This is a genomic window from Streptomyces chartreusis, from assembly GCF_008704715.1.
GTDB classification, from domain to species: Bacteria; Actinomycetota; Actinomycetes; order Streptomycetales; family Streptomycetaceae; genus Streptomyces; species Streptomyces chartreusis.
In genome coordinates this window covers 422,348-440,121 of the sequence record NZ_CP023689.1, presented here as the reverse complement: position 1 = coordinate 440,121, position 17,774 = coordinate 422,348, and the positions used below count along the sequence as shown (strand labels likewise).

Here is a 17,774-nt window from a genome sequence, read left to right as displayed (position 1 = left end):
GGCACGCCTCCATCGTCCACCGCGGGAAACGGGACAGCGACTCTGAGGGTGGGTGGTGTGGCGGGCAGCCCTTGTACGGCTCCGGTGGGTCGAGGCGTCAGAGCATCCAGGCCCGGGTGCCGAACGAGGCGCATGCCCGTGAGGCCACGAGAGCGGCGGCGCGCAGGGACCGTACGAAGCCCTCCGCGGAGAGCTTTCGCTCGGCGGCGAGGTGATGGGTCAGCGCCCCGTGCAGGATGTCCCCGGCGCCGAGCGTGTCAGCGACCGGCACGGTGGGCACCTCGACCGTCCCGCCGCCGTCGGGGCCTGCCCACTCGATGGGCTGTCCGCCCTGGGAGACAGCGGTCCAGCGGACTCCGTGCCGCCGGAGAAGGCGCAGGGTGTCGGTGGGGCTGCTGGTCCCTGGCGGGTGGAAGTCGGCGGAGCAGACCGCTACGTCGATCCACGGCAGCAGGTCCGGCGTGCCCGGCTTCCAGCTCCCGGCGTCCAGGACGGTGACGCGGCCGGCGGCACGTGCGGCGCGGGCGGTGGCCGTGGCCAGTTCCATGTGGTGGCCGTCGAACTGGACGATGTCGCAGGCTGACACCAGCGCGTCGAGATCGTCGGGCGGGGCGAGCCGGTGTGCGGTGGCGTTGGTCGAGGCGACGGCGCGCTGTCCGGTGGAGGCGGTGACCATGATGGAGGAGACGGCGGGCGGGTCGGTCGTGAGAGCCGCCAGGTCCGACACGGTCACACCGGCACGGTCCAGGTCGGCCGTCACCGCGAGTGCCAGGGGGTGGGAGCCGATCGCGGTGAGCAGCCTGGCCGTGCCACCCAGGTGGGCAAAGGTCACGGCCGCGTTCGCCGCGGGGCCGCCGGCGGCAACCGTCTGCTCACGCGCGGTGAGCTTCTCGTCGGGACCGGGGACATGATCGACGAGCTGGATGACATCCAGAGTGCAGAGGCCGACGAACAGCCCTTCAGGCCGCCTGCCCGTTCCCGACTGCATCCAGGTGCACCTCCGCTCGGGTCAATGCCCGTCCCCGGACCTGCGGGGATCACAGGGCCGGCCTCTTCAACCGTGCCCACCGCTGCCCGGATCCACCCTTCCGCACGCGCAGCCCACGAGACCGGTCAGGAATCGAGAAGCCCTCGTCGGGGGCCCACGCCTAGCGTGAGGGACATGGAAAACAACGCATCCACCGCATCCACCAAGTCCCTCGCGTCCGTCACCATCGAGGTCGCCGACCTCGAGGCCGCTCGCCGCTTCTACGCCGCCTTCGGAGTGGACCAGCACATCCGTCTGCGGGAGTCCGAGGCGCACTCCACCGGGTTCCGTGGTTTCACTCTGGCCCTCACCGTGTCCGGACCGGCCACCGTCGACGCCTTCCTGGGCGCGGCCGTGGACGCCGGCGCCACCGTACTGAAGCCCGCCGCGAAGTCGCTCTGGGGCTACGGCGGCGTCGTACAGGCACCCGACGGGACGATCTGCAAGGTCGCGACCTCGGCGAAGAAGGACAGCGGCCCGGCGACCCGCGAGATCGACGAGGTCGTCCTGCTGCTGGGCGTCGAGGACGTGAAGGCCAGCAAGCAGTACTACGTGGGCCAGGGCCTGACCGTGGCCAGGAGCTTCGGCGGCAAGTACGCCGAGTTCACGGCCGACGAGGCCGGCCCCGTCAAGCTCGCGCTCTACAAGCGGCGCGGCCTGGCCAAGGACCTCGGCGTCCCCACCGACGGCACGGGTTCGCACCGTGTCGTCCTGGGCAGCACGGCCGGTGCGTTCACCGACCCCGACGGATTCGCCTGGGAGGCAGCGACCCGCCTCGACACCGCCTCGCCCAGGGAGTCGGCCGCTTCTTGAGGGCCGGCACCCTGTGCCGCGCGGACCTGCGGGTCAGAAATCCGTGGGCAACCCGCTCACCTCGGCGATGCCGCGGAGCTCCTCCGTCTGCCTGTGCCTTTCCCGGATGTATTCGGCGATCTCGCCGAGCCGGTCGGGGTCGGAGGCCGTGGTCGCGTCGGTGACGATCCGTACCGGACCGGTGTCATCGACGTCGATCTCGACCACTTCGTTGTCCAGGCGGCCGGTCACAGCGGTGGCGATGACGAGAGCGGCCTCGTCACGGACCTCCTGCGGCAGCTCGTCGGCGTCCGAATCGAGCGCGAAGTCGAGGGTGGAGAGGCGTTCCTCGTCGATCGCCTTGAGGACCGGTTCCACCACTCGGAGCAGGAGCCGGTAGTCCTCTGTGTCCATCCGGATACGCAGGAGGTCCAGGTACACCTCCACGGGCTGGCCGTCGCCTTGCGGAACCTCGTATTCGCTCATCCGTCCCGTGTTCCCCACTGGACGATCCTCAGACGTGTTGCCAGCGAGCCATGGCGAAGGAGAACAGACCGAACAGCAGCAGCCCGGCTGCGACGCAGACCAGCAGCGACGGGCCGAGCGGGGTGTCGGCGAAGGTACGCAGAGTGTCGTCGAGGCCCTTCGCCCGATCGGGTGAGTAGTCGACGGCCGCGCGGACGGCGAAGGCACCGATCGCCGCGAACACCAGCCCGCGGGCGGCACCGCCCACCACGCCGGTGACATCCACCAGCCGCCGCGTCCGTCGGCTCATCCGCCCGAGCTGGAGGTCGTCGTGATACTTGCGCAGCACAGCCCATACGCCGATCCAGATGCCGCCCACGACGACGCCGACCCCGGCCGCGCCGACCAGCCACTGACCTGCGGGTATCTCCAGGGCCCGGGCGGTGGCGTCCCGGGACTGCTGGTCGCTGGATCCGCCGCCGTGGCCCCGGCTCACGGCGAACGACAGCACGGAGTAGGCGACGAAGACGTAGCAAGCGAAGCGGCCGGTCGCGAGCAGGCGCTTGCGCGCGGTGCGGCCGTCCTTCCCGACGGAACCGAAGAGCGCCTCCGACAGCCGCCACAGGGCCATGCCGACGAGCCCGATGCCCAGCGCCCACAGCAGTACGGCGCCGAACGGCTTCTGCGCCAGTTCCTCCAGGGCTCCGCCCCGGTCGGCCTGCTTGCTGGTGTCGCCGAAGGCGACCTGCAGCGCCAGCGCGCCGACGAGCAGATAGATCACGCCCCGAGCGGCGAGCCCCGCTCGTGCCGCTCCTTCGGTGACCGAACCTCGCGCCGCCTGCCGGGCCCGGAATCGCCCGGTCCATGCCCACGCACCCGTGTCCATGTAGACCTCCCGGCAATCCGGATGCCCCGACCCGGCGCCGACACACCCGGCCCACCGCAGGTCACCGCTGCCGGCCCAGGTTCCGCGCGCGCCGGAACCTCACCCGTCACGTACCTTCCGCAAACGCCGACGGTACGGGGAGGGAGCCCAGCGCAGTCGTACGCCGGTGACCCGGGCGATGGCACGCAGATGCGGCCCCGTATTACCGATGAACCAGACCTCACGATCCGCGTGCGACCACACATAGGCCGGAACGCCGTCGTCGAGGAGGGATGTCAGCCGTGGCTCTTCGAGCTCCGCTGCTGCGAACTCGTAGAGCGCGGGAAGACGCGGGGCGATGAGCCCGTAGTCGAGCATGCGGGCGAGGGCATGCTCGGCGAAGACGACCTCTTCCACGGATCCGACGATCGGGTAGTTCTTCGGAAACGACCGAGCGAGGTCGAGGAACCATTTGACGCTTCGATGCCGCGGGTCCACCAGCCGGGGACCGGGGAAGGCCAGCGGGCCCAGCGCGAGTCGAGGATCCGCCAACATCGCATGCGTATAGATAACTCGAAGGAGCGCGACGTTCATCATGAATCGCTCTGCTTTGAGTTCCTGTTCCGCCAGGTCCTCGTACTTCAGATATCCCGCGACAATGCTGGCGTTATGGGCCCGGTACCAACGGGTCGGCGACGGCTCACGAATGAAGTCGATCCAACACTGAACGCTGTGGCTACTGGGGACCCCTGAGCCGTCGTCGGCCAAGAGCCCGGCCTCGATCTTGTCCCGCAACAGCACCGCATTCACACTGCGCCACCACGCGCTGCCGGCCCGGTCCGAGGACTCCGGCTCCAGCACTCCACGAGCGGCCGACCAGCGCATAAAACTCAACTCGGCATGCCCGTACTGCCGAAAGCGCCCTGAAGCGGCGTCATAGAAATCCGCCGCCAGCGCGAGCCGCCCAGCCGTGTCGTCTCGCACCACCTCGACCCGTTTCTCCGCACGAGCGGCGGCGTCAGCCACGGTGCCTCAATCGGATCGGCGTCATTCGAGAACCTCATAAACCTGAGGGACTGGACCGTTGGAACGCTTGGCATACGGCAACGACGACACGCAGGATCACGGTACCTCGACGGATACTGAGGTCGCCCGGGCACACTCACACGGTGGGTGCCTCGGCGAGCGAGAGGCTGTTTCCGTCGGGGTCGAGTACGACTACGTGGCGTACGCCGTTGCTGTAGGTCTCGACCGGTTCGTGGTCGATCCCGTGTGCGGAGAGTCGGGCGAGGATGACGTCGAGGTCGTTCACGCCGAGCGTGATCATGGCTCCGCCCACTCGCTCGGCGCGCACATCCCGATCGTCGATGACGACCCATGCGTTCTCACCGACCCGCCACAGGTACTCCTCGCCGATGACCTCGTCCGCCGGGCGCCCGAAGAACACCTCGAACCACTCCAGTGCCTTGATCCGGTCACTCACGCACATGACGCTGTACAGGTCCACTCCGCACTCCTCGTAGTCGCCTCGGAATTCGGACCGCTCGCGGAACCGAAACTCATCGGCGGAGGTAGGCGGTCCGGGTGCGGAGGCTCCGGGCAAGGGTAGGGATCATCACCGTCGCGGGGACGAGGTGCAGCGCGAGGAGGGCGGTGATGGTCGCGGTGTCTGCCCCGGAGAGGAGGGGCGGGACCATCGAGATCGCGGTCAGTGACACTGCCGTCCACACGAATCGCTTGGCGGGGTGAGTGCTCCAGCTAAGAAGGGCGGCCGCAATGACGATCCCTACGAACGAGAAGAAGCCGGTCACCACGGCGAAGCCGGACAGCGGGATCGTCTCGCCACCATCGGGGATCTGGAAGTCGACGCCGGCGGCTTGAGCAAGGGCCGCGGCGAGGGTGGTGGCCACCGTGGCCGCGAGCGCGGCAATCAAGCCGGTGCCGGCGAGTCCGCGGGGTGGGTGGGTGTGGCTGGTCCGGCCTGATGTCGGGGCTGCGAGGACCCCGGGGTCGTTCATGCCGCCGTTCATGTCTTCCTCCGTCGTTCGGCAATTGGCGTATGGGCTGCGTCGTCGCGTGCGCGGACCGGCCCGTGGCCGCTGCCGCGCGGTGGGAGTGTCGGGTCCGTATCGGGACTACTCCGTGCCGTCCGCCGGGAGCCGCTCCGGCAGCCCGAGCCGCGGGAACTGGTCGTCGTGGAACGTGACGATCTCGCTGATCGCCCCGCCGGTGATGCGCAGGACGTCGATCGTCAGCGGCAGGTACGCGCCCTCCTGCTTCTGCCAGAGGTAGAACGCGATCGCGGGCTGCCGGTTCACCGAGGTGGGGACGCTGCGGAGGCCCTTCATGCCCTCGAAGCCGCTCTGGACCCAGTCGTTCACCACCGCGTCGCGGCCGACGTACAGGCCCGGCGTGGGCGGCATCGAGCAGCGGACGTCGTCCCGCAGCATCGAGGCGAGCATCGGGATGTCAGTGGCAACGCTGGCGTCGGTGAAGCGGCGTACCAGCTCGCGCGTCCCGGCGTCCTGTTCGCCGCCGGTCCAGTCCTGCCGCTCGGCGGGCAGGTGCTCCCGCATGCCGGCGCGGGCCCGCTGGAGCGCGCTGTTCACGGAGTTGACGGAGTCGCCGAGGAGCTTCGCGACGTACTTCGCCGGCCAGCCGAGCACGTCACGCAGGATCAGCACGGCCCGTGGGCGCGGCGCGAGGTGCTGGACGGCGATCAGGTACGCCAGCTCGATCGTCTCCCGAGCGACGGCGACGGCCTCCGGCTCGTCCGCGTCGCCTGCGGGCAGTTCGTCGAGCAGGCGGTCCGGGTAGGGCTGCAGCCACAGCACCTCGCCGCCGGTCGCGGGCTCCGGGCGACGCTTGGCGAGCAGGTCCAGGCAGGCGTTCGTGGCGATGCCGTACAGCCAGGCCCGGAACGTCGACCGGCCCTCGAAGGTCTCCCGCCGCCGCCAGGCGCGGAGGAACGTCTCCTGCACGGTGTCCTCGGCGTCCTCGAACGACCCGAGCATCCGGTAGCAGTGCACGTGCAGCTCCCGCCGGTGCTGCTCCGCCAGCCCCGAGAACGCCGTCTCGTCGACCTCACCCAGCCCACTCACACCCAGCTCCTCCAGCCGCGTGTCCGCACTCATGACGTCATCCTTCCGCCTCGTCGTGTCCCGTCGTAGGTGTGACGGGCGGGATCGCGAAAACTCATCACTCGGGCGGTCCGGCCTTGCTGAGCGGCTCGCGTCCAGGGGGATGGCCGATCGGCTGGTGCCGGGATGGCTTTGGGAGACTCACCGGGACGTGGCCGCGTCGGCAGGGATGGGAAATCCAGGGAGCGAGATGCACGTGGGGGGCGTAGGGATGAGCGTGACGTGGGCAGCGACTGCACTGGAATCGGGACGGTTCTCTGCAGTCGAGAGATGTTCTAGTGCCGGGGAACTAGCGGATCATTTCAAGCGACTGCGCTCCCGTGGCCAGGGGCACCTTGAACTCCGGCTCCCGGGCAGTGAGTCTCCCCTGCTGACGCTCAGCTTTCGGGGTGATCAAGCAGTCCTCCATCTGTTCGATGACGCTGAGAGGTCGTTCCTGCTTGTCGGAGGCGACACAGTCGTGGCGGATGCCGTGGTCGAGGTCCCGGTCATGGATGACCTGGCTGCGTTCAGCGGCGGCTTCGCGCTGAACGTCGATCGCGCATGGGCCCTCGTGCACACCTTCATCCAGACGGGGGCGCCCGCTGAACTGAGCGAATGGTGTGAGCTGTAGCCACGGCGCCATCGGCGATCGAGCCCCTTGGCGCTCGACAGTGCGCGTCACGCCTGGACTGTAGGGCGGACATTGATCTCGCCGATTTCGACGTCGTCGGGCTGTTCGACGGCGAAGGCCACGGCGCGGGCGACAGCCTCGGGCGCGATGCCCATCGCGTCCATGTTCTCGCGGGTCCGGTGCCGGAGGGCGGGGTCTGCCATCGAGTCGGCGAGGTCCGTGCGGATGTACCCCGGCGAGATGGCCGTCGTACGCACCACCCCGTCGGTGGACTCCGTGCGCAGACCCTCGTGGACCGTGCGCACCGCGTTCTTGGTCGCGGCGTACACGGCCATGGAAGGGGACACGGACAGCCCGGCCACGGAGACGATGCTGACCAGGTGGCCCTTGCCCTGCTCGCGGAAGACGGGCAGCGTGGCGGCGACGCCGTTGAGCATGCCGCGCAGGTTGACGTCGATCATTGCCGACCAGCCTTCGGTGTCGAGGTCTGCGAGAGGGCTGATGGGGGCGATGCCGGCGTTGTTCACCAGGACGTCGATGCGGCCGTAGCGCTCGACGGTGGTGGAGACCAGGCGCCGTAGGTCCTCGGCCTCGGTGACGTCGACGACGCACGTGGCCGCACGGCCTCCTTCCTCCCGGATGTCCTGCGCTATGGCATCGATGCGCTCGCCCCGGCGTGCCGCGAGGACGACCGAGGCTCCTCGCTGGGCGAGCAGACGGGCCGTGGCCTCACCGATCCCCCCGCTCGCGCCGGTGATGGCGACGATCTTGCCGTTGAGAGAGAGCACTGCTGCCTCCAAGTAAAGTGGACACGTGTCCGGTGCTCCTTCCAGGTTACCGGACACGTGTCCACTTGCCGGAGGCAGAACATCTGGAGAGGCCTATGAGCGCGCCAGCACGCCGTCAGGACGCGGTGGAGAACCGGAACCGCATCGTGGAGGCCGCCCGGGCAGCCCTCGCCGAGTCCGACCGCGTCCACCTCAACGAGATCGCCAAGCGGGCCGGAGTGGGGCAGGGCACGCTCTACCGCAACTTCCCCAACCGCGAAGCCCTCCTCGCCGAGGTCTACCGGCGTGACGTCGAAGAGCTCGTGACCGCCGCCTCCGCCCTGCTGGAGGAACACGAGCACGAGCCCGTGGAGGCCCTGCGTCTCTGGCTCGACCGGGTGGTCGACTACGCCGAGATCAAGCGCGGCGTCCTGACGGCGCTCGAGCCGGCGGCCTGGCAGGACCTCGTCGCCCACAGCCACAGCCCCATCGAAGGCGCCCTCGGCGAGCTGCTCGACGCCGGACAGGCGGCCGGTTCCCTCCGCACGGACGTCGACGCCCACGGCGTCCTCGTACTCGTCGCCTGCCTCAGCCGACTGGACCGGGACGAGTGGGAGTCGACGGCCCGGCCCCTGATGAACGTCATCCTCGACGGCCTTCGCCTGCAAGAGGGGTCAGCTCCGGCACCGCGAAGGTCCGCCTGACGCCCGAGAGGTCAGCACGCCCGTCCGGACCTCTCGGGCTGCGAGCGCGGGGCCATCGGTACGAGGCTGGAGTCCGAGCGCGTGTGCGGTGGGGCCGGGACGGCAGTGCGTCGCCGGGATGGGCGGTGAGGAGGAGGCGTGGGTGACCAGCGGGAAGACGCGGGCCGCATCGTCGTAGGAGTGGACGGTTCGGACTCGTCCAAGCAGGCCCTGCGTTGGGCGGTGCGGCAGGCGGAGTTGACCGGTGCCGCGGTGGAGGCCGTGACGGCCTGGGACATCCCCCAGTTCCACGGATCGCTCGCCTGGCTGCCGCCGTCCAGCAGCGACGAAGGGGCCCTGGAGGCCCGGGCACGCCAGGAACTCGAAGACGCCGTGGAGGAGGCGATGGGCTCCCGGCCGCCGGTGGAGGTACGGACCGTCGTGCGCCACGGCACCCCCGCGAGCGTGCTTCTCAATGCTGCCCGCGAGGCGTCCTTGCTCGTGGTCGGCAGCCGCGGACTCGGCGGATTCGCCGGACTGCTGCTGGGGTCGGTCGCCCAGCACTGCGTTCAGCACGCCGCGTGCCCGGTCGTCGTCTTCCGCGAGGGCACGGAGTAGCGCCGGGGGCGGTCGCTACTCCTCAGCCCGCTCGTTCGGGCGCGGCAGCAGGGCTACGGCACGTGCGGCGACCGTGTCGGGAGGCGGGCCGGTGTCCAGTACGGCTCCCCGCTCGTCCGGCGCGAGGGGCTCCAGGGTCGCCAGCTGCGACGCGAGGAGGGACTCCGGCATGAAGTGCCCCGTGCGATGGCCGATCCGTCGCTCCAGCACTTCCTCACTCGCCGTCAGATGGAGGAAGAAGACACTGGGTGCGGCCTCCCGGAGCGTGTCGCGGTAGCGCCGCTTCAACGCCGAGCACGTCACCACACCGCCGCTCCCGCCCACGGCGTGCTCGTGGAGCCACCGGCCGATGGCCTGCAGCCAGGGCCGGCGGTCCGAGTCGTCGAGCGGGATGCCCGCGGACATCTTGGCGATGTTGCCGGGGGAGTGGAACTCGTCCGCCTCCGCGAAGGGGATCGCGAGGCGCTGCGCCAGCGAGTGCGCCACCGTGGACTTGCCGGTGCCGGAGACCCCCATCACCACGATGCACGGGCCGCGTGGCTGGGCGCGCGGCGAGATCACGGCGCTCCACGGGGACGCGCGGTGGGCGCCCGTCCCCGAGCGGCCCGCGGACGACCGCCCGGCCCGTCCGTTCCCGCGCCCTCGTGCCACAGCCCTCCCGACCCCTCGCTCACCGGCCCGTCCGAACCCGCCGCGTACTCGCCGAGCGGCACGACGCCCCTCGACCACGCGGACAGCACGGGCTCGAAGACCCGCCACGCCTCCTCGGCCTCGTCACCGCGGATGGACAGGGCCGGGTCGCCGTTCAGGACGTCGAGCAGGAGCCTGCCGTAGGCGGGGAGTTCGGGCGGATCCATCTGTGCCGTCAGTTCGAGCGGGACGAAGGTGTGGGTCTTCGATCCGATGCCCGTGATGTCCAGGGTCAGGCCCTCCGGTTCCAGGCCGAAGATCAGCGAGTTGGGCAGGGCTTCCCCGCCGTGGCCGAAGGGCAGGTGCGGTACGGCGCGGAAGTGCACGGCGACTTCCTTGCGGTCCGCCGCGAGGGCCTTCCCGGTGCGGAGGCGGAAGTTCGTGCCCGACCAGCGCCAGCTGTCGAGTTGCAGCTCGACCTCGGCGAAGGTCTCCGTACGCCGCTCGGGGGCGACGCCCTCCTCGTCGGCGTACGCGGGCACGTCCCGGTCGCCGATCCGGCCCGCGAGATAGCGGGCGCGGCGGGTACGGCGTACGACGTCGGCGTCGGACAGCGGGCGGACCGACCGCAGCACATCGACCTTGCGGTCGCGCAGGTCGCGTTCGCCGAGGGTGATCGGCGGTTCCATGGCCACCAGGCAGAGCAGTTGCAGCAGGTGGTTCTGGAGCATGTCCTTGAGGGCGCCGACACCGTCGTAGTAGCCGGCCCTGCCCTCCAGGGCGAGGGTCTCGTCCCAGACGATCTCCACCTCGGCGATGTGGGTGCTGTTCCAGATGGGTTCGAGGACGCGGTTGGCGAGCCTGCTGCCGAGGACGTTCTGGACGGTCGTCATCGCCAGGAAGTGGTCGACGCGGAACACCGACTCCTCCGGCAGGGTGTCGGCGAGCAGCCGGTTCAGCGCCACCGCGTCGGCCAGCTCCTCACCGAAGGGCTTCTCCAGCACGATCCGGCTGCCCGGCGGCAGTTTCGCCCGGTGCAGGGCGGTGACCACGGCGGGGAAGAGCGCCGGTGGAAGGGCGAGATAGACGGCGAGGGGTTCATCGGGGGCGATGAGCGCCGCGACGTCGGACGGGTCCGTGACGTCCGCCCGTTGATAGCGGGCGGCATCCACGATCGACTGACGGGCGTCCGCCGGACAGGTGTCGGCGTGGCGGTCGAGCTGACCGGCCGCCCACTGCCGGAACCGTGCGCTGTCCCAGTCCTGGCGGCTGGCAGCCGTCAGCCGGAAGCCGTCGCCGAGATGCCCCGCCGCTCGCAGCGCCGCCAGGGCCGGCAGCAGGAAGCGCGCGCTGAGGTCTCCCGTCCCGCCGAGGACGGCGAGATGATTGATCACGATGCCACCACCCCCGGACGTGCCCCCGCTTGCGCTCGTGCGAGGTTGACGCCGCTGGCGATGATCCCGATGTGACTGAACGCCTGGGGAAAGTTGCCCATGAACTCTCCTGTGGACGGGTGGATCTGCTCCGACATCAGGCCGAGCGGACTGGCCCGTGCGCACAGCGAGGCATACAGCTCTTCGGCCTCGTCTACCCGCCCCTGGGCGGTGAGGTTGTCGACCAGCCAGAAGCTGCACAGCACGAAGGCGCCCTCGTCGCCCGCCAGTCCGTCGGGTGACTCCTCGTGCAGATAGCGGTAGAGCAGGCCGTCGCCGGCCGAGAGGCGCTCCGCGACGGCCGCGCAGGTCGCCGCCATCCGAGGGTGGTCCGCAGGAACGACCTCACGCAGCGGGAGCGCCAGGAGGCTGGCGTCCAGGGCGCCGCCGCCGTCGAGATGGGCGCTCAGGGTCTGTGCGTCCTCGTCCCAGGACTCCTCCAGAATGTGCCGGCGCAGCCGGTCGGCCGACGTCCGCCAGTGCGCGACCCGTCCGGGTAGGCCCAGCTGCTCGCCGATGGTCGCCGCCCGGTCCAGGGCCACCTGGCACATCGCGGCCGAGTACGTGAAGGCCCGGCCCTCGCTGCGGACCTCCCAGATCCCCTGGTCGGGGTGCCGCCACGCCTGCTCCGCGGCGTCGGCCAGCCGAGCCAGCCCGTCCCACAGCGCCGGCTGGACCTCCCGGCCGGTGCGCAGCCACTGGTCGGCGCAGTCCAGGATCTCGCCGTACACGTCGTGCTGACGCTGGTCGGTCGCACCGTTGCCCCAGCGCACCGGGGCGGAACGGCGGTACCCCTCCAGCTCGTGGTCCTCCACCTCGGCGGTCACCGGGAGGCCGTCGAGGGTGTACATGATCCGGGGGCCCCGGCCCTGCTCGTAGGCGTCCAGGACCCATCCCAGGAAGGCGTCCGCCTCGCTGCCGAAGCCGATGCGGCGCAGGGCGAACACGGCGAAGGCCGCGTCACGGATCCAGGCGTAGCGGTAGTCCCAGTTGCGGATGCCGCCGATCGGCGCCGGCAGGGACGAGGTGGGCGCGGCGACCAGTGCGCCGTTGGCCCAGTCGTCGCACAGCTTCAAGGTGATCGCGGAGCGCCGGACCAACTCCTCCTCGGGACCGGCGTAGTCGAAGTGCTTCATCCAGCGTCGCCAGGCGTCGACCGTGTCCCGCAGCATCGCGTCCGCGTCGAACCGGTGGTGGCGGTGGAAGCGGCCCCAGGACAGTACGACGTCGAGCCGCTCTCCCTGTGCCAGGTCGTGGACGCTGTGCGTGCCGGCGACTGGGCGGTTGGCGCGGAGGTGCAGGCGCAGGTCCGGGCGCCGCGAAGGGCGCAGCTCCAGTCCGCTGAACAGGGCACGTGTCTGTCCGCCGCCGCGCGGCTCCAGGTCCACACGCAGTCTGACGTGGCCGTCAAGGACGACGGCCGACCGTACGAGTTCGCCTCGCCCGGCCGGGGCGTCGTCGGTGAGATCGGTGCCGGAACGTACGGCCATCGCGTCGGTCACGCGCACCAGCCCGGTGGCACAGCGCAGCTCGGTGACCAGGACGCCGGTGTCCGGCTCGTAACGCTGCCGGGCCTCGGTCACGTCCTGCGGCGCGACGGTGAAGTGCCCGCCGCGCGCGTGGTCCAGCAAGCCGCAGAACACCGGCTCGGAGTCGAACCGCGGAAGACAGAGCCAAGGGATGGAACCGTCCAGGCCGACGAGTGCGGCCGTCGCACCGTCCCCGATGAGGCCGAGGTCCTCCAGCGGCAGGTACCCGTCCCGTCGGCGGAGCGGCCTGAACGGCGGACCGAGATCGTCCATGACGCCTCGCCTCCAGGAACATTCCGGTTTCACCATCTCAGAGGTGAATCTTGATCGCGATCGGTGACCGGGGGTGGCTCTCGGACGGCGGGGCGAGGCGAGTCACGTCTTCCTCCGACTCGCGCGCGAGCATGCGAAAAACGTATGGACAATGTGATCTCTGTGCTAGGTTCCGCGCAATGAGTATGAGTCTGGAGGAGCGTGTACGGTCCGCGGTGGCCGCACTCCTGCACGCGTCCGGTGAGTCGCAGACCGAACTCGCCTCGGCCCTGGGGGTGAGCCAGGCCCAGGTGAGCCGACGTCAGTCCGGTACGGCGGCCTGGAGCCTGGTCGACTGCGACGCGGTCGCCTCGCACTACGGCATCGACGTCCTCGAACTCCTGGCGGGCCCGACGAGGGCCACCGAGGCGCTGCCCGCCGACCGTCGCCGCGTCTCCGCCCGCCCGGCCAACACCGCACCGCCCGCAACCGTCGACGGGGGAGTGCGATGACCGACTTCGGCGCGATCGACGCGCTGCTCGCCGGCGCCAAGAAGGAAGTCCCGCTGCCGTCCGCCGAGGAACGGCGCACCTTGCGCGAAGAACTGAACCTCTCGCGTGCCCAGCTCGCGCAGGCACTGGGGGTCAGTCCTTCCACGGTCGGGGGCTGGGAGTCCGGGCGGGATCCGAGCGGGGAAGTGCGGCAGAAGTACGCGTACTTTCTGGAGGGGGCCAGGGGCAAGCTGGCCGCGGAGGCCGCAGAGGAGACGTCGGCCGAGGACTCGGCCTCCTCCGAGAGCGACTCCCAGGGCGATGCTCCCGCCGACGCCGGGCAGGCGGAAGACAGCGGGGACGACGACGTAGACGTGCTGGCCGCGCCCCAGCCGTGCGTGCTGTGTGGGGAGCCGGCCCGTCACCAGGTCGCGGGGTTCCCTCAGCACTTGGACCCTGCGGAGTGCGGCTCTGCCGAGGCCGCGCAGCCGGAGCCGCAGCCACAGTCGGAGCAAGGCGTCCGCGTCGTCCCCGTCGGCCGCCGTCTGCAGACCGCCGACACCCCGGATCTGATCGGCACCGCCGTCGCGTCCGCGCTCGCCGAGCACTCCGGCGACGTGGAATCGGCCACGGAGGCCCTGGTCAAGCGTGCGATCCCGGACGCGATGGCACTGCTCGACCACAGCCGTATGGGCGGCCGGTACGACGTGGTCGCTCACCCGTGGATGCCGGACGTACTGCGCAAGCAGTCCTCCCGCGGCGCAGACCAGATCTGGGAAGCACGCCCCAAGTGGTCCCGGTCCGAACTGCCCGCCGGGAAGCACGAGATCACCGCGCTCGACGTCAACGGGGCGTATCTGAGCGCGCTGAAGACGCACCTGCCGCTGGGCCAGCTGGAGCACTCCACCGGCAACCACCACGACCGGCGTCGCGCGGGCATCCACCTGATCACGCCGCCCGACTGGGAGCACGACGCCTACCTGCCCAACCCGATCGGCAGCCGCGACGAGCCGGGCCCGCTGTGGGTGACGGAGTCGACGCTGCGTCTGTTGCTGCGTATTTCGGGCCCGAAGTACGGCCTGTGCGACCCGCCGGAGATCCACGAGTCATGGACCTCGGGGGCGACCGAGGGCCTGCTGGAGAAGTTCCGGATCGCCCTCAAGGACGCCCGGGACCGTGCGATCGCCGACAACGACGACGTGACGCTGGAGTACGTCAAGGCGATGTACTCGAAGTTCGTCTCCACGATGGGGGAGTCGAACTACAACCGGGAGCTGTACCGCCCCGACTGGATGCACCTCATCCGATCCCAGGCCTTCGCGAACCTGTGGTGGAAGGCGCACCGGGCCTACGACGAGGGCCTCATGGTCGTCCGCGCGATGGGCACCGACGAACTCCACGTCATCGGCGACTGGCGCGCGGTGTTCGCGGAGGGGCGCGGTGTCACCGAGGTGAAGGTCAAGGACGTCTACACCGTCGGCACCGGGTGAACACGGGGGCGGGCGCCGCATGTTGGCTGCGGCGCCCGCCGTGCCCGGTCCACTCCTGTGGTCTTCGAGCCGTCAGGAGATGCGGATGCTCGACCAGTTGGTGGCCTTGCCGACCTGGGTGCGGTTGGCGAAGCCGCCCTGGCCGTTGCCCCGGTTCAGCCAGGCGCGGCCGTCCTTGTCGAGTGAGATCAGGTCGGCCCGGCCGTCCCCGGACAGGTCGAGGCCGCCGACCACGTCCTTGTAGGACGTGCCCCAGTCCTTGAAGACCAGGGACCGTGGCTTGAAGGTGCCGGCGCCGGTGCCTCTGAACCGCCAGAGCTCGTTCGACGCGTCGATGCCCAGCACGTCGTTCTTGCCGTCGCCGTCGAGGTCTCCGGCGGAGATCAGCTTCTTGTAGCCGCCGTAGCCGGACCCGGCGAGCGTGCGGGCCTTGAAGCCGCCCGAGCCGTTGTTGGCGTACAGGTACAGCTTCCCGGACGCCGCGGACCGGGTCAGCAGGTCGGCGCGGCCGTCGCCCGTCAGGTCGCCGGGCGAGAGGACCGCGTCGTACGCGCTCCAGTCCGACGAGACCTTGACGTGGAGCGACTGGATGTCGGGCAGTCCGCCGCACATCGTCGGGTAGACGTCCGCCTCGCCCCTCGTCTGGCGGACGAACACGTCATTGCAGCCGTCGCCGTCGAGGTCGCCGAACGGCAGCACCAGCGTGCCCGTCGGCCAGCTGGTCGCGCGCTGCCCGGCGGACAGCTTCGTCGCGTCACCCGCGTACACCTTCAGTCCGCTGCTGCCCTTGCCGAACACGTCGGCCTTGCCGTCGTCCGTGTGGTCACGCCACTTGGGCAGCGCGCGGCTGCCGGTGGTGGCCTGGTAGACGCCGGTCAGGACGGTGCTGTCGGTCTCGGACCGCTTGTACTCGTCCCACAGCACGACCGGGCGGCCCAGCGCGTCGGCGGCCACCTGCGGCGCCCCCGCGAACTGGGCGCTCGTCGAGCTCAGCCGCCGCGGGGCGGACCAGGTGCCGCCCTTGAACACGGCGGCCATCGTGTACTCCTCGTACGAGTAGCCCTCCCGCCACGTCACCGTGACCGTGCCGCCCGAGGTGGCGGCCGCGCGGACCGCGCGCACCTTCTTGTGCGTGGAGAAGGGCTGGGTGTACGGCTGCCAGGCCCCGGTGGACGCCGAGCGCAGGGCGTACCAGGAGCCGGTCGAGTAGCCGGGCTCGCCGGCGACGAAGAGATCGCCGTTGGGGAGGTACACGGGCGTCGTCATCCCGGACGTGCTGCCGTAGCCGGCGGCGGAACGCGGGGTGCTCCACTGCGTGGCGCCCGCCGCCCGGCGGGTGTGCATGAGGTGCGCGAGGTCGTCGTAGAACACGTCGAAGCCGCCCTGCGGATTGGCGAACGCCTTCGGGCGTGCCAGGTCCGCACCCGGGACGGGGAAGCCCGGGACCGCGGCCCAGGCCGTCGCGGCCGGGGCCTTCTCCAGGGCGACGACGGCCTTGCTCGACTGCCACTGCCACACCAGCAACGAGGTGCCGTCCTTGGCGACCGCCAGGTCCATGCTGGAGATGTTCCGACTGCCGGACGGGGGCTGCGTGTTGAGGTCGGACGGGGCGGTCCACGCGGCCTGCGGGCCGGCCTTCTCGGCGGCCTTCACGACACCGGAGACCGCCCACACGGCCACCACTCGGCCGTCGGGTGCCGCCGCCAGGTGGTGGTAGCCCTTCTCGGGGACCGCGGCGACGTACTCGGGCGCGGAGAAGGCGCTCGCGCCGGGCTTGAGGGTGGCCACCTTCAGCCAGTAGTCGTTGTGGTCGTCGGCACGCTTGGCACGCCAGGCCAGGCGCACCGAGCCGTCGCCGAGCGCCACCAACTCGGTGTTGTACCCGCCGGCGTCCGCCCAGGTCTGCGGGGCGAGCCAGCCGGTGCTGCCGGCGGGCCGGATCCGGGTGGAACGGGAGAGTCCGTCGCCGGTCATGGAGACGAGCGTGCCGTTCCCGGCCGACACCAGGGCGTTCAGGCCGCCCGAGGCGGAGACGGGGTTGGGGTTCGGGGCGTGCAGGGTGCGGGTGCCCCAAAGGCCCGGCGCACGCTTGTCGACCGTGGGCGCCGCAGTGCTGGCGGCTGCCGCGGTGGTGGTGCCGGCGGCGACCGGAGCTGCGGACGCCAGGGCCAGAACGGGAGTGAGCGCGATGCCGAGCACCGCGCGGGACTGCGAAGTCATGGGAATGCCCCCCCGGGCAGGGCGAATCCGCCGAGGCGAATTCGCCGAACTGTTCGATCAAACCAGGCGCAGCGTATATCAGCCAAGATCGTCCCGCTCGGGGGGTTTCCCTGTGCGTCCTCGAAGGGCTCAGCGTTTGAGCGTGAAGGTGAAGTCGCCGGCGAGTTTGCCGTTCAGCCGGACCGCCGAAACGAGCTTCCCTTCCGAGACCAGTCGCTCGACCTCGGCCCGGGAAAGACCGCAGCCTTCAGCGATGAGCCGCACCGGCCGGACAGGAATCCGCGCCGCGAAGCGGACCGAGACGTCGATGACCTCACGGTCCAGGTGATCCGAACCGTTGGTGTCGAGACGCCAGGCGCCGTCCCAGTCGAGGGCGATGCGATTGCGACGCTGCACGGCCGGATCCTGGAGCAGCTCGGCTGCCAGGCCGGGGTCGTTGTCGTGCATCCGGTCCAGCAGTTCGGAGGGTATGGAGCGCACCTTCACGCGCTCCAGGACCGTGAGCTTCGCGGTGTCCCCGCACGAGGTGCAGAGCACGAGGAGCCAGGCGTCCAGGAGCTTGTGGTTGGCGTTGACGCGGAATTTGCCGTTCGCCAGGAAACGCTCGGACGCGCACGCGTGGCAGCGCCGGACGACGAGCGGAAGGCAGGTGGGCATGACCACCCAGATGTTGAGCACAGAAGTACACCGGTTTCAGTGAGAAGTCCGCAGCAAGAATCAGCGCGGCGCAGATGCGCGACGCGCGACAGATCAGCTCTC

The 17,774-nt window shown here is 70.4% G+C and carries 19 protein-coding genes; 5 read left to right on the top strand and 14 right to left on the bottom strand.

Annotated elements, in window-relative coordinates; translation table 11 throughout:
- Positions 1-97: 97 nt before the first annotated feature.
- Positions 98-988, bottom strand: a complete 891-nt coding sequence (locus CP983_RS01740; protein ID WP_150498240.1) for a PfkB family carbohydrate kinase — start codon at positions 986-988, stop codon at positions 98-100.
- 174 nt (positions 989-1,162) lie between these two features.
- Here CP983_RS01740 and CP983_RS01735 point away from each other — a divergent pair, with 174 nt between their 5' ends.
- Positions 1,163-1,840, top strand: coding sequence for a VOC family protein (locus tag CP983_RS01735; protein ID WP_150498239.1), 678 nt, complete (start codon positions 1,163-1,165; stop codon positions 1,838-1,840).
- A 33-nt stretch (positions 1,841-1,873) separates the two neighbouring features.
- Here the strand turns inward: CP983_RS01735 and CP983_RS01730 are convergent, their stop codons facing one another.
- The 8 genes from CP983_RS01730 to CP983_RS01695 all read right to left on the bottom strand — a co-directional run bounded on the left by CP983_RS01730 (position 1,874) and on the right by CP983_RS01695 (position 7,690).
- Positions 1,874-2,305, bottom strand: a complete 432-nt coding sequence (locus tag CP983_RS01730) for a hypothetical protein (RefSeq protein WP_107910560.1) — start codon at positions 2,303-2,305, stop codon at positions 1,874-1,876.
- Between the two features lie 28 nt (positions 2,306-2,333).
- Entirely contained in the window at positions 2,334-3,170 is an 837-nt protein-coding gene (locus CP983_RS01725) for a DUF1206 domain-containing protein (RefSeq protein ID WP_150498238.1), read from the bottom strand.
- A gap of 99 nt (positions 3,171-3,269) precedes the next feature.
- Positions 3,270-4,175, bottom strand: a complete 906-nt coding sequence (locus CP983_RS01720) for a hypothetical protein (RefSeq protein ID WP_189748412.1) — start codon at positions 4,173-4,175, stop codon at positions 3,270-3,272.
- Between the two features lie 136 nt (positions 4,176-4,311).
- Positions 4,312-4,656: a VOC family protein gene (locus CP983_RS01715; protein ID WP_150498237.1), complete on the bottom strand. Its 345-nt coding sequence runs from the start codon at positions 4,654-4,656 to the stop codon at positions 4,312-4,314.
- A gap of 52 nt (positions 4,657-4,708) precedes the next feature.
- The gene (locus CP983_RS01710) at positions 4,709-5,179 is read right to left on the bottom strand and encodes a DUF6069 family protein (protein ID WP_208852825.1); all 471 of its coding nucleotides are present in this window, start codon (positions 5,177-5,179) and stop codon (positions 4,709-4,711) included.
- Positions 5,180-5,284: 105 nt separating this feature from the next.
- Complete coding sequence (locus CP983_RS01705; protein WP_150498236.1) at positions 5,285-6,283, bottom strand: RNA polymerase subunit sigma-70; 999 nt, start codon at positions 6,281-6,283, stop codon at positions 5,285-5,287.
- 295 nt (positions 6,284-6,578) lie between these two features.
- Complete coding sequence (locus tag CP983_RS45040) at positions 6,579-6,953, bottom strand: hypothetical protein (RefSeq protein ID WP_167537632.1); 375 nt, start codon at positions 6,951-6,953, stop codon at positions 6,579-6,581.
- On the bottom strand, positions 6,950-7,690 hold the full coding sequence (locus CP983_RS01695) for an SDR family oxidoreductase (RefSeq protein WP_150498234.1): 741 nt from the start codon (positions 7,688-7,690) through the stop codon (positions 6,950-6,952). Before CP983_RS01695 ends, CP983_RS45040 begins: the two co-directional genes overlap by 4 nt.
- Before the next feature lie 95 nt (positions 7,691-7,785).
- Between CP983_RS01695 and CP983_RS01690 the strand changes: the two genes are divergently transcribed.
- The gene (locus CP983_RS01690) at positions 7,786-8,373 is read left to right on the top strand and encodes a TetR/AcrR family transcriptional regulator (protein WP_150498233.1); all 588 of its coding nucleotides are present in this window, start codon (positions 7,786-7,788) and stop codon (positions 8,371-8,373) included.
- Between the two features lie 138 nt (positions 8,374-8,511).
- Positions 8,512-8,970 carry a universal stress protein gene (locus CP983_RS01685; RefSeq protein ID WP_150498232.1) on the top strand — a complete coding sequence of 153 codons (459 nt, stop codon included), beginning with the start codon at positions 8,512-8,514 and terminating at the stop codon, positions 8,968-8,970.
- A gap of 15 nt (positions 8,971-8,985) precedes the next feature.
- Here CP983_RS01685 and CP983_RS01680 read toward each other — a convergent pair whose 3' ends face one another.
- Genes CP983_RS01680 through CP983_RS01670 form a run of 3 tightly spaced genes read right to left on the bottom strand, consistent with a single transcriptional unit; the run spans position 8,986 to position 12,835 of the window.
- The gene (locus tag CP983_RS01680; protein ID WP_125524216.1) at positions 8,986-9,486 is read right to left on the bottom strand and encodes a gluconokinase; all 501 of its coding nucleotides are present in this window, start codon (positions 9,484-9,486) and stop codon (positions 8,986-8,988) included.
- Positions 9,487-9,527: 41 nt separating this feature from the next.
- Entirely contained in the window at positions 9,528-10,994 is a 1,467-nt protein-coding gene (locus CP983_RS01675) for a glucose-6-phosphate dehydrogenase (protein WP_150498231.1), read from the bottom strand.
- Positions 10,991-12,835: a glycoside hydrolase family 15 protein gene (locus CP983_RS01670; RefSeq protein ID WP_150498230.1), complete on the bottom strand. Its 1,845-nt coding sequence runs from the start codon at positions 12,833-12,835 to the stop codon at positions 10,991-10,993. Before CP983_RS01670 ends, CP983_RS01675 begins: the two co-directional genes overlap by 4 nt.
- A 179-nt stretch (positions 12,836-13,014) precedes the next feature.
- On the opposite strand from CP983_RS01670, the gene CP983_RS01665 reads away from it, so the two are divergent.
- Entirely contained in the window at positions 13,015-13,326 is a 312-nt protein-coding gene (locus tag CP983_RS01665; protein ID WP_125524173.1) for a helix-turn-helix domain-containing protein, read from the top strand.
- On the top strand, positions 13,323-14,795 hold the full coding sequence (locus CP983_RS01660) for a helix-turn-helix domain-containing protein (RefSeq protein WP_150498229.1): 1,473 nt from the start codon (positions 13,323-13,325) through the stop codon (positions 14,793-14,795). Before CP983_RS01665 ends, CP983_RS01660 begins: the two co-directional genes overlap by 4 nt.
- 72 nt (positions 14,796-14,867) lie before the next feature.
- Here the strand turns inward: CP983_RS01660 and CP983_RS01655 are convergent, their stop codons facing one another.
- Both CP983_RS01655 and CP983_RS01650 read right to left on the bottom strand, forming a co-directional pair.
- Positions 14,868-17,015: an FG-GAP repeat domain-containing protein gene (locus CP983_RS01655; protein WP_150498228.1), complete on the bottom strand. Its 2,148-nt coding sequence runs from the start codon at positions 17,013-17,015 to the stop codon at positions 14,868-14,870.
- Between the two features lie 129 nt (positions 17,016-17,144).
- The gene (locus CP983_RS01650) at positions 17,145-17,693 is read right to left on the bottom strand and encodes a DUF1062 domain-containing protein (RefSeq protein ID WP_150498227.1); all 549 of its coding nucleotides are present in this window, start codon (positions 17,691-17,693) and stop codon (positions 17,145-17,147) included.
- Positions 17,694-17,774: the final 81 nt, after the last annotated feature.

Coding starts and splice junctions, on each gene's coding strand:
- CP983_RS01740 (WP_150498240.1), bottom strand. CDS start 988: ATGCAGTCGGGAACGGGCAGGCGGCCTGAAGGGCTGTTCGTCGGCCTC.
- CP983_RS01735 (WP_150498239.1), top strand. CDS start 1,163: ATGGAAAACAACGCATCCACCGCATCCACCAAGTCCCTCGCGTCCGTC.
- CP983_RS01730 (WP_107910560.1), bottom strand. CDS start 2,305: ATGAGCGAATACGAGGTTCCGCAAGGCGACGGCCAGCCCGTGGAGGTG.
- CP983_RS01725 (WP_150498238.1), bottom strand. CDS start 3,170: ATGGACACGGGTGCGTGGGCATGGACCGGGCGATTCCGGGCCCGGCAG.
- CP983_RS01710 (WP_208852825.1), bottom strand. CDS start 5,179: ATGAACGGCGGCATGAACGACCCCGGGGTCCTCGCAGCCCCGACATCA.
- CP983_RS01705 (WP_150498236.1), bottom strand. CDS start 6,283: ATGAGTGCGGACACGCGGCTGGAGGAGCTGGGTGTGAGTGGGCTGGGT.
- CP983_RS01690 (WP_150498233.1), top strand. CDS start 7,786: ATGAGCGCGCCAGCACGCCGTCAGGACGCGGTGGAGAACCGGAACCGC.
- CP983_RS01680 (WP_125524216.1), bottom strand. CDS start 9,486: ATGGGGGTCTCCGGCACCGGCAAGTCCACGGTGGCGCACTCGCTGGCG.
- CP983_RS01670 (WP_150498230.1), bottom strand. CDS start 12,835: ATGGACGATCTCGGTCCGCCGTTCAGGCCGCTCCGCCGACGGGACGGG.
- CP983_RS01665 (WP_125524173.1), top strand. CDS start 13,015: ATGAGTATGAGTCTGGAGGAGCGTGTACGGTCCGCGGTGGCCGCACTC.
- CP983_RS01660 (WP_150498229.1), top strand. CDS start 13,323: ATGACCGACTTCGGCGCGATCGACGCGCTGCTCGCCGGCGCCAAGAAG.
- CP983_RS01655 (WP_150498228.1), bottom strand. CDS start 17,015: ATGACTTCGCAGTCCCGCGCGGTGCTCGGCATCGCGCTCACTCCCGTT.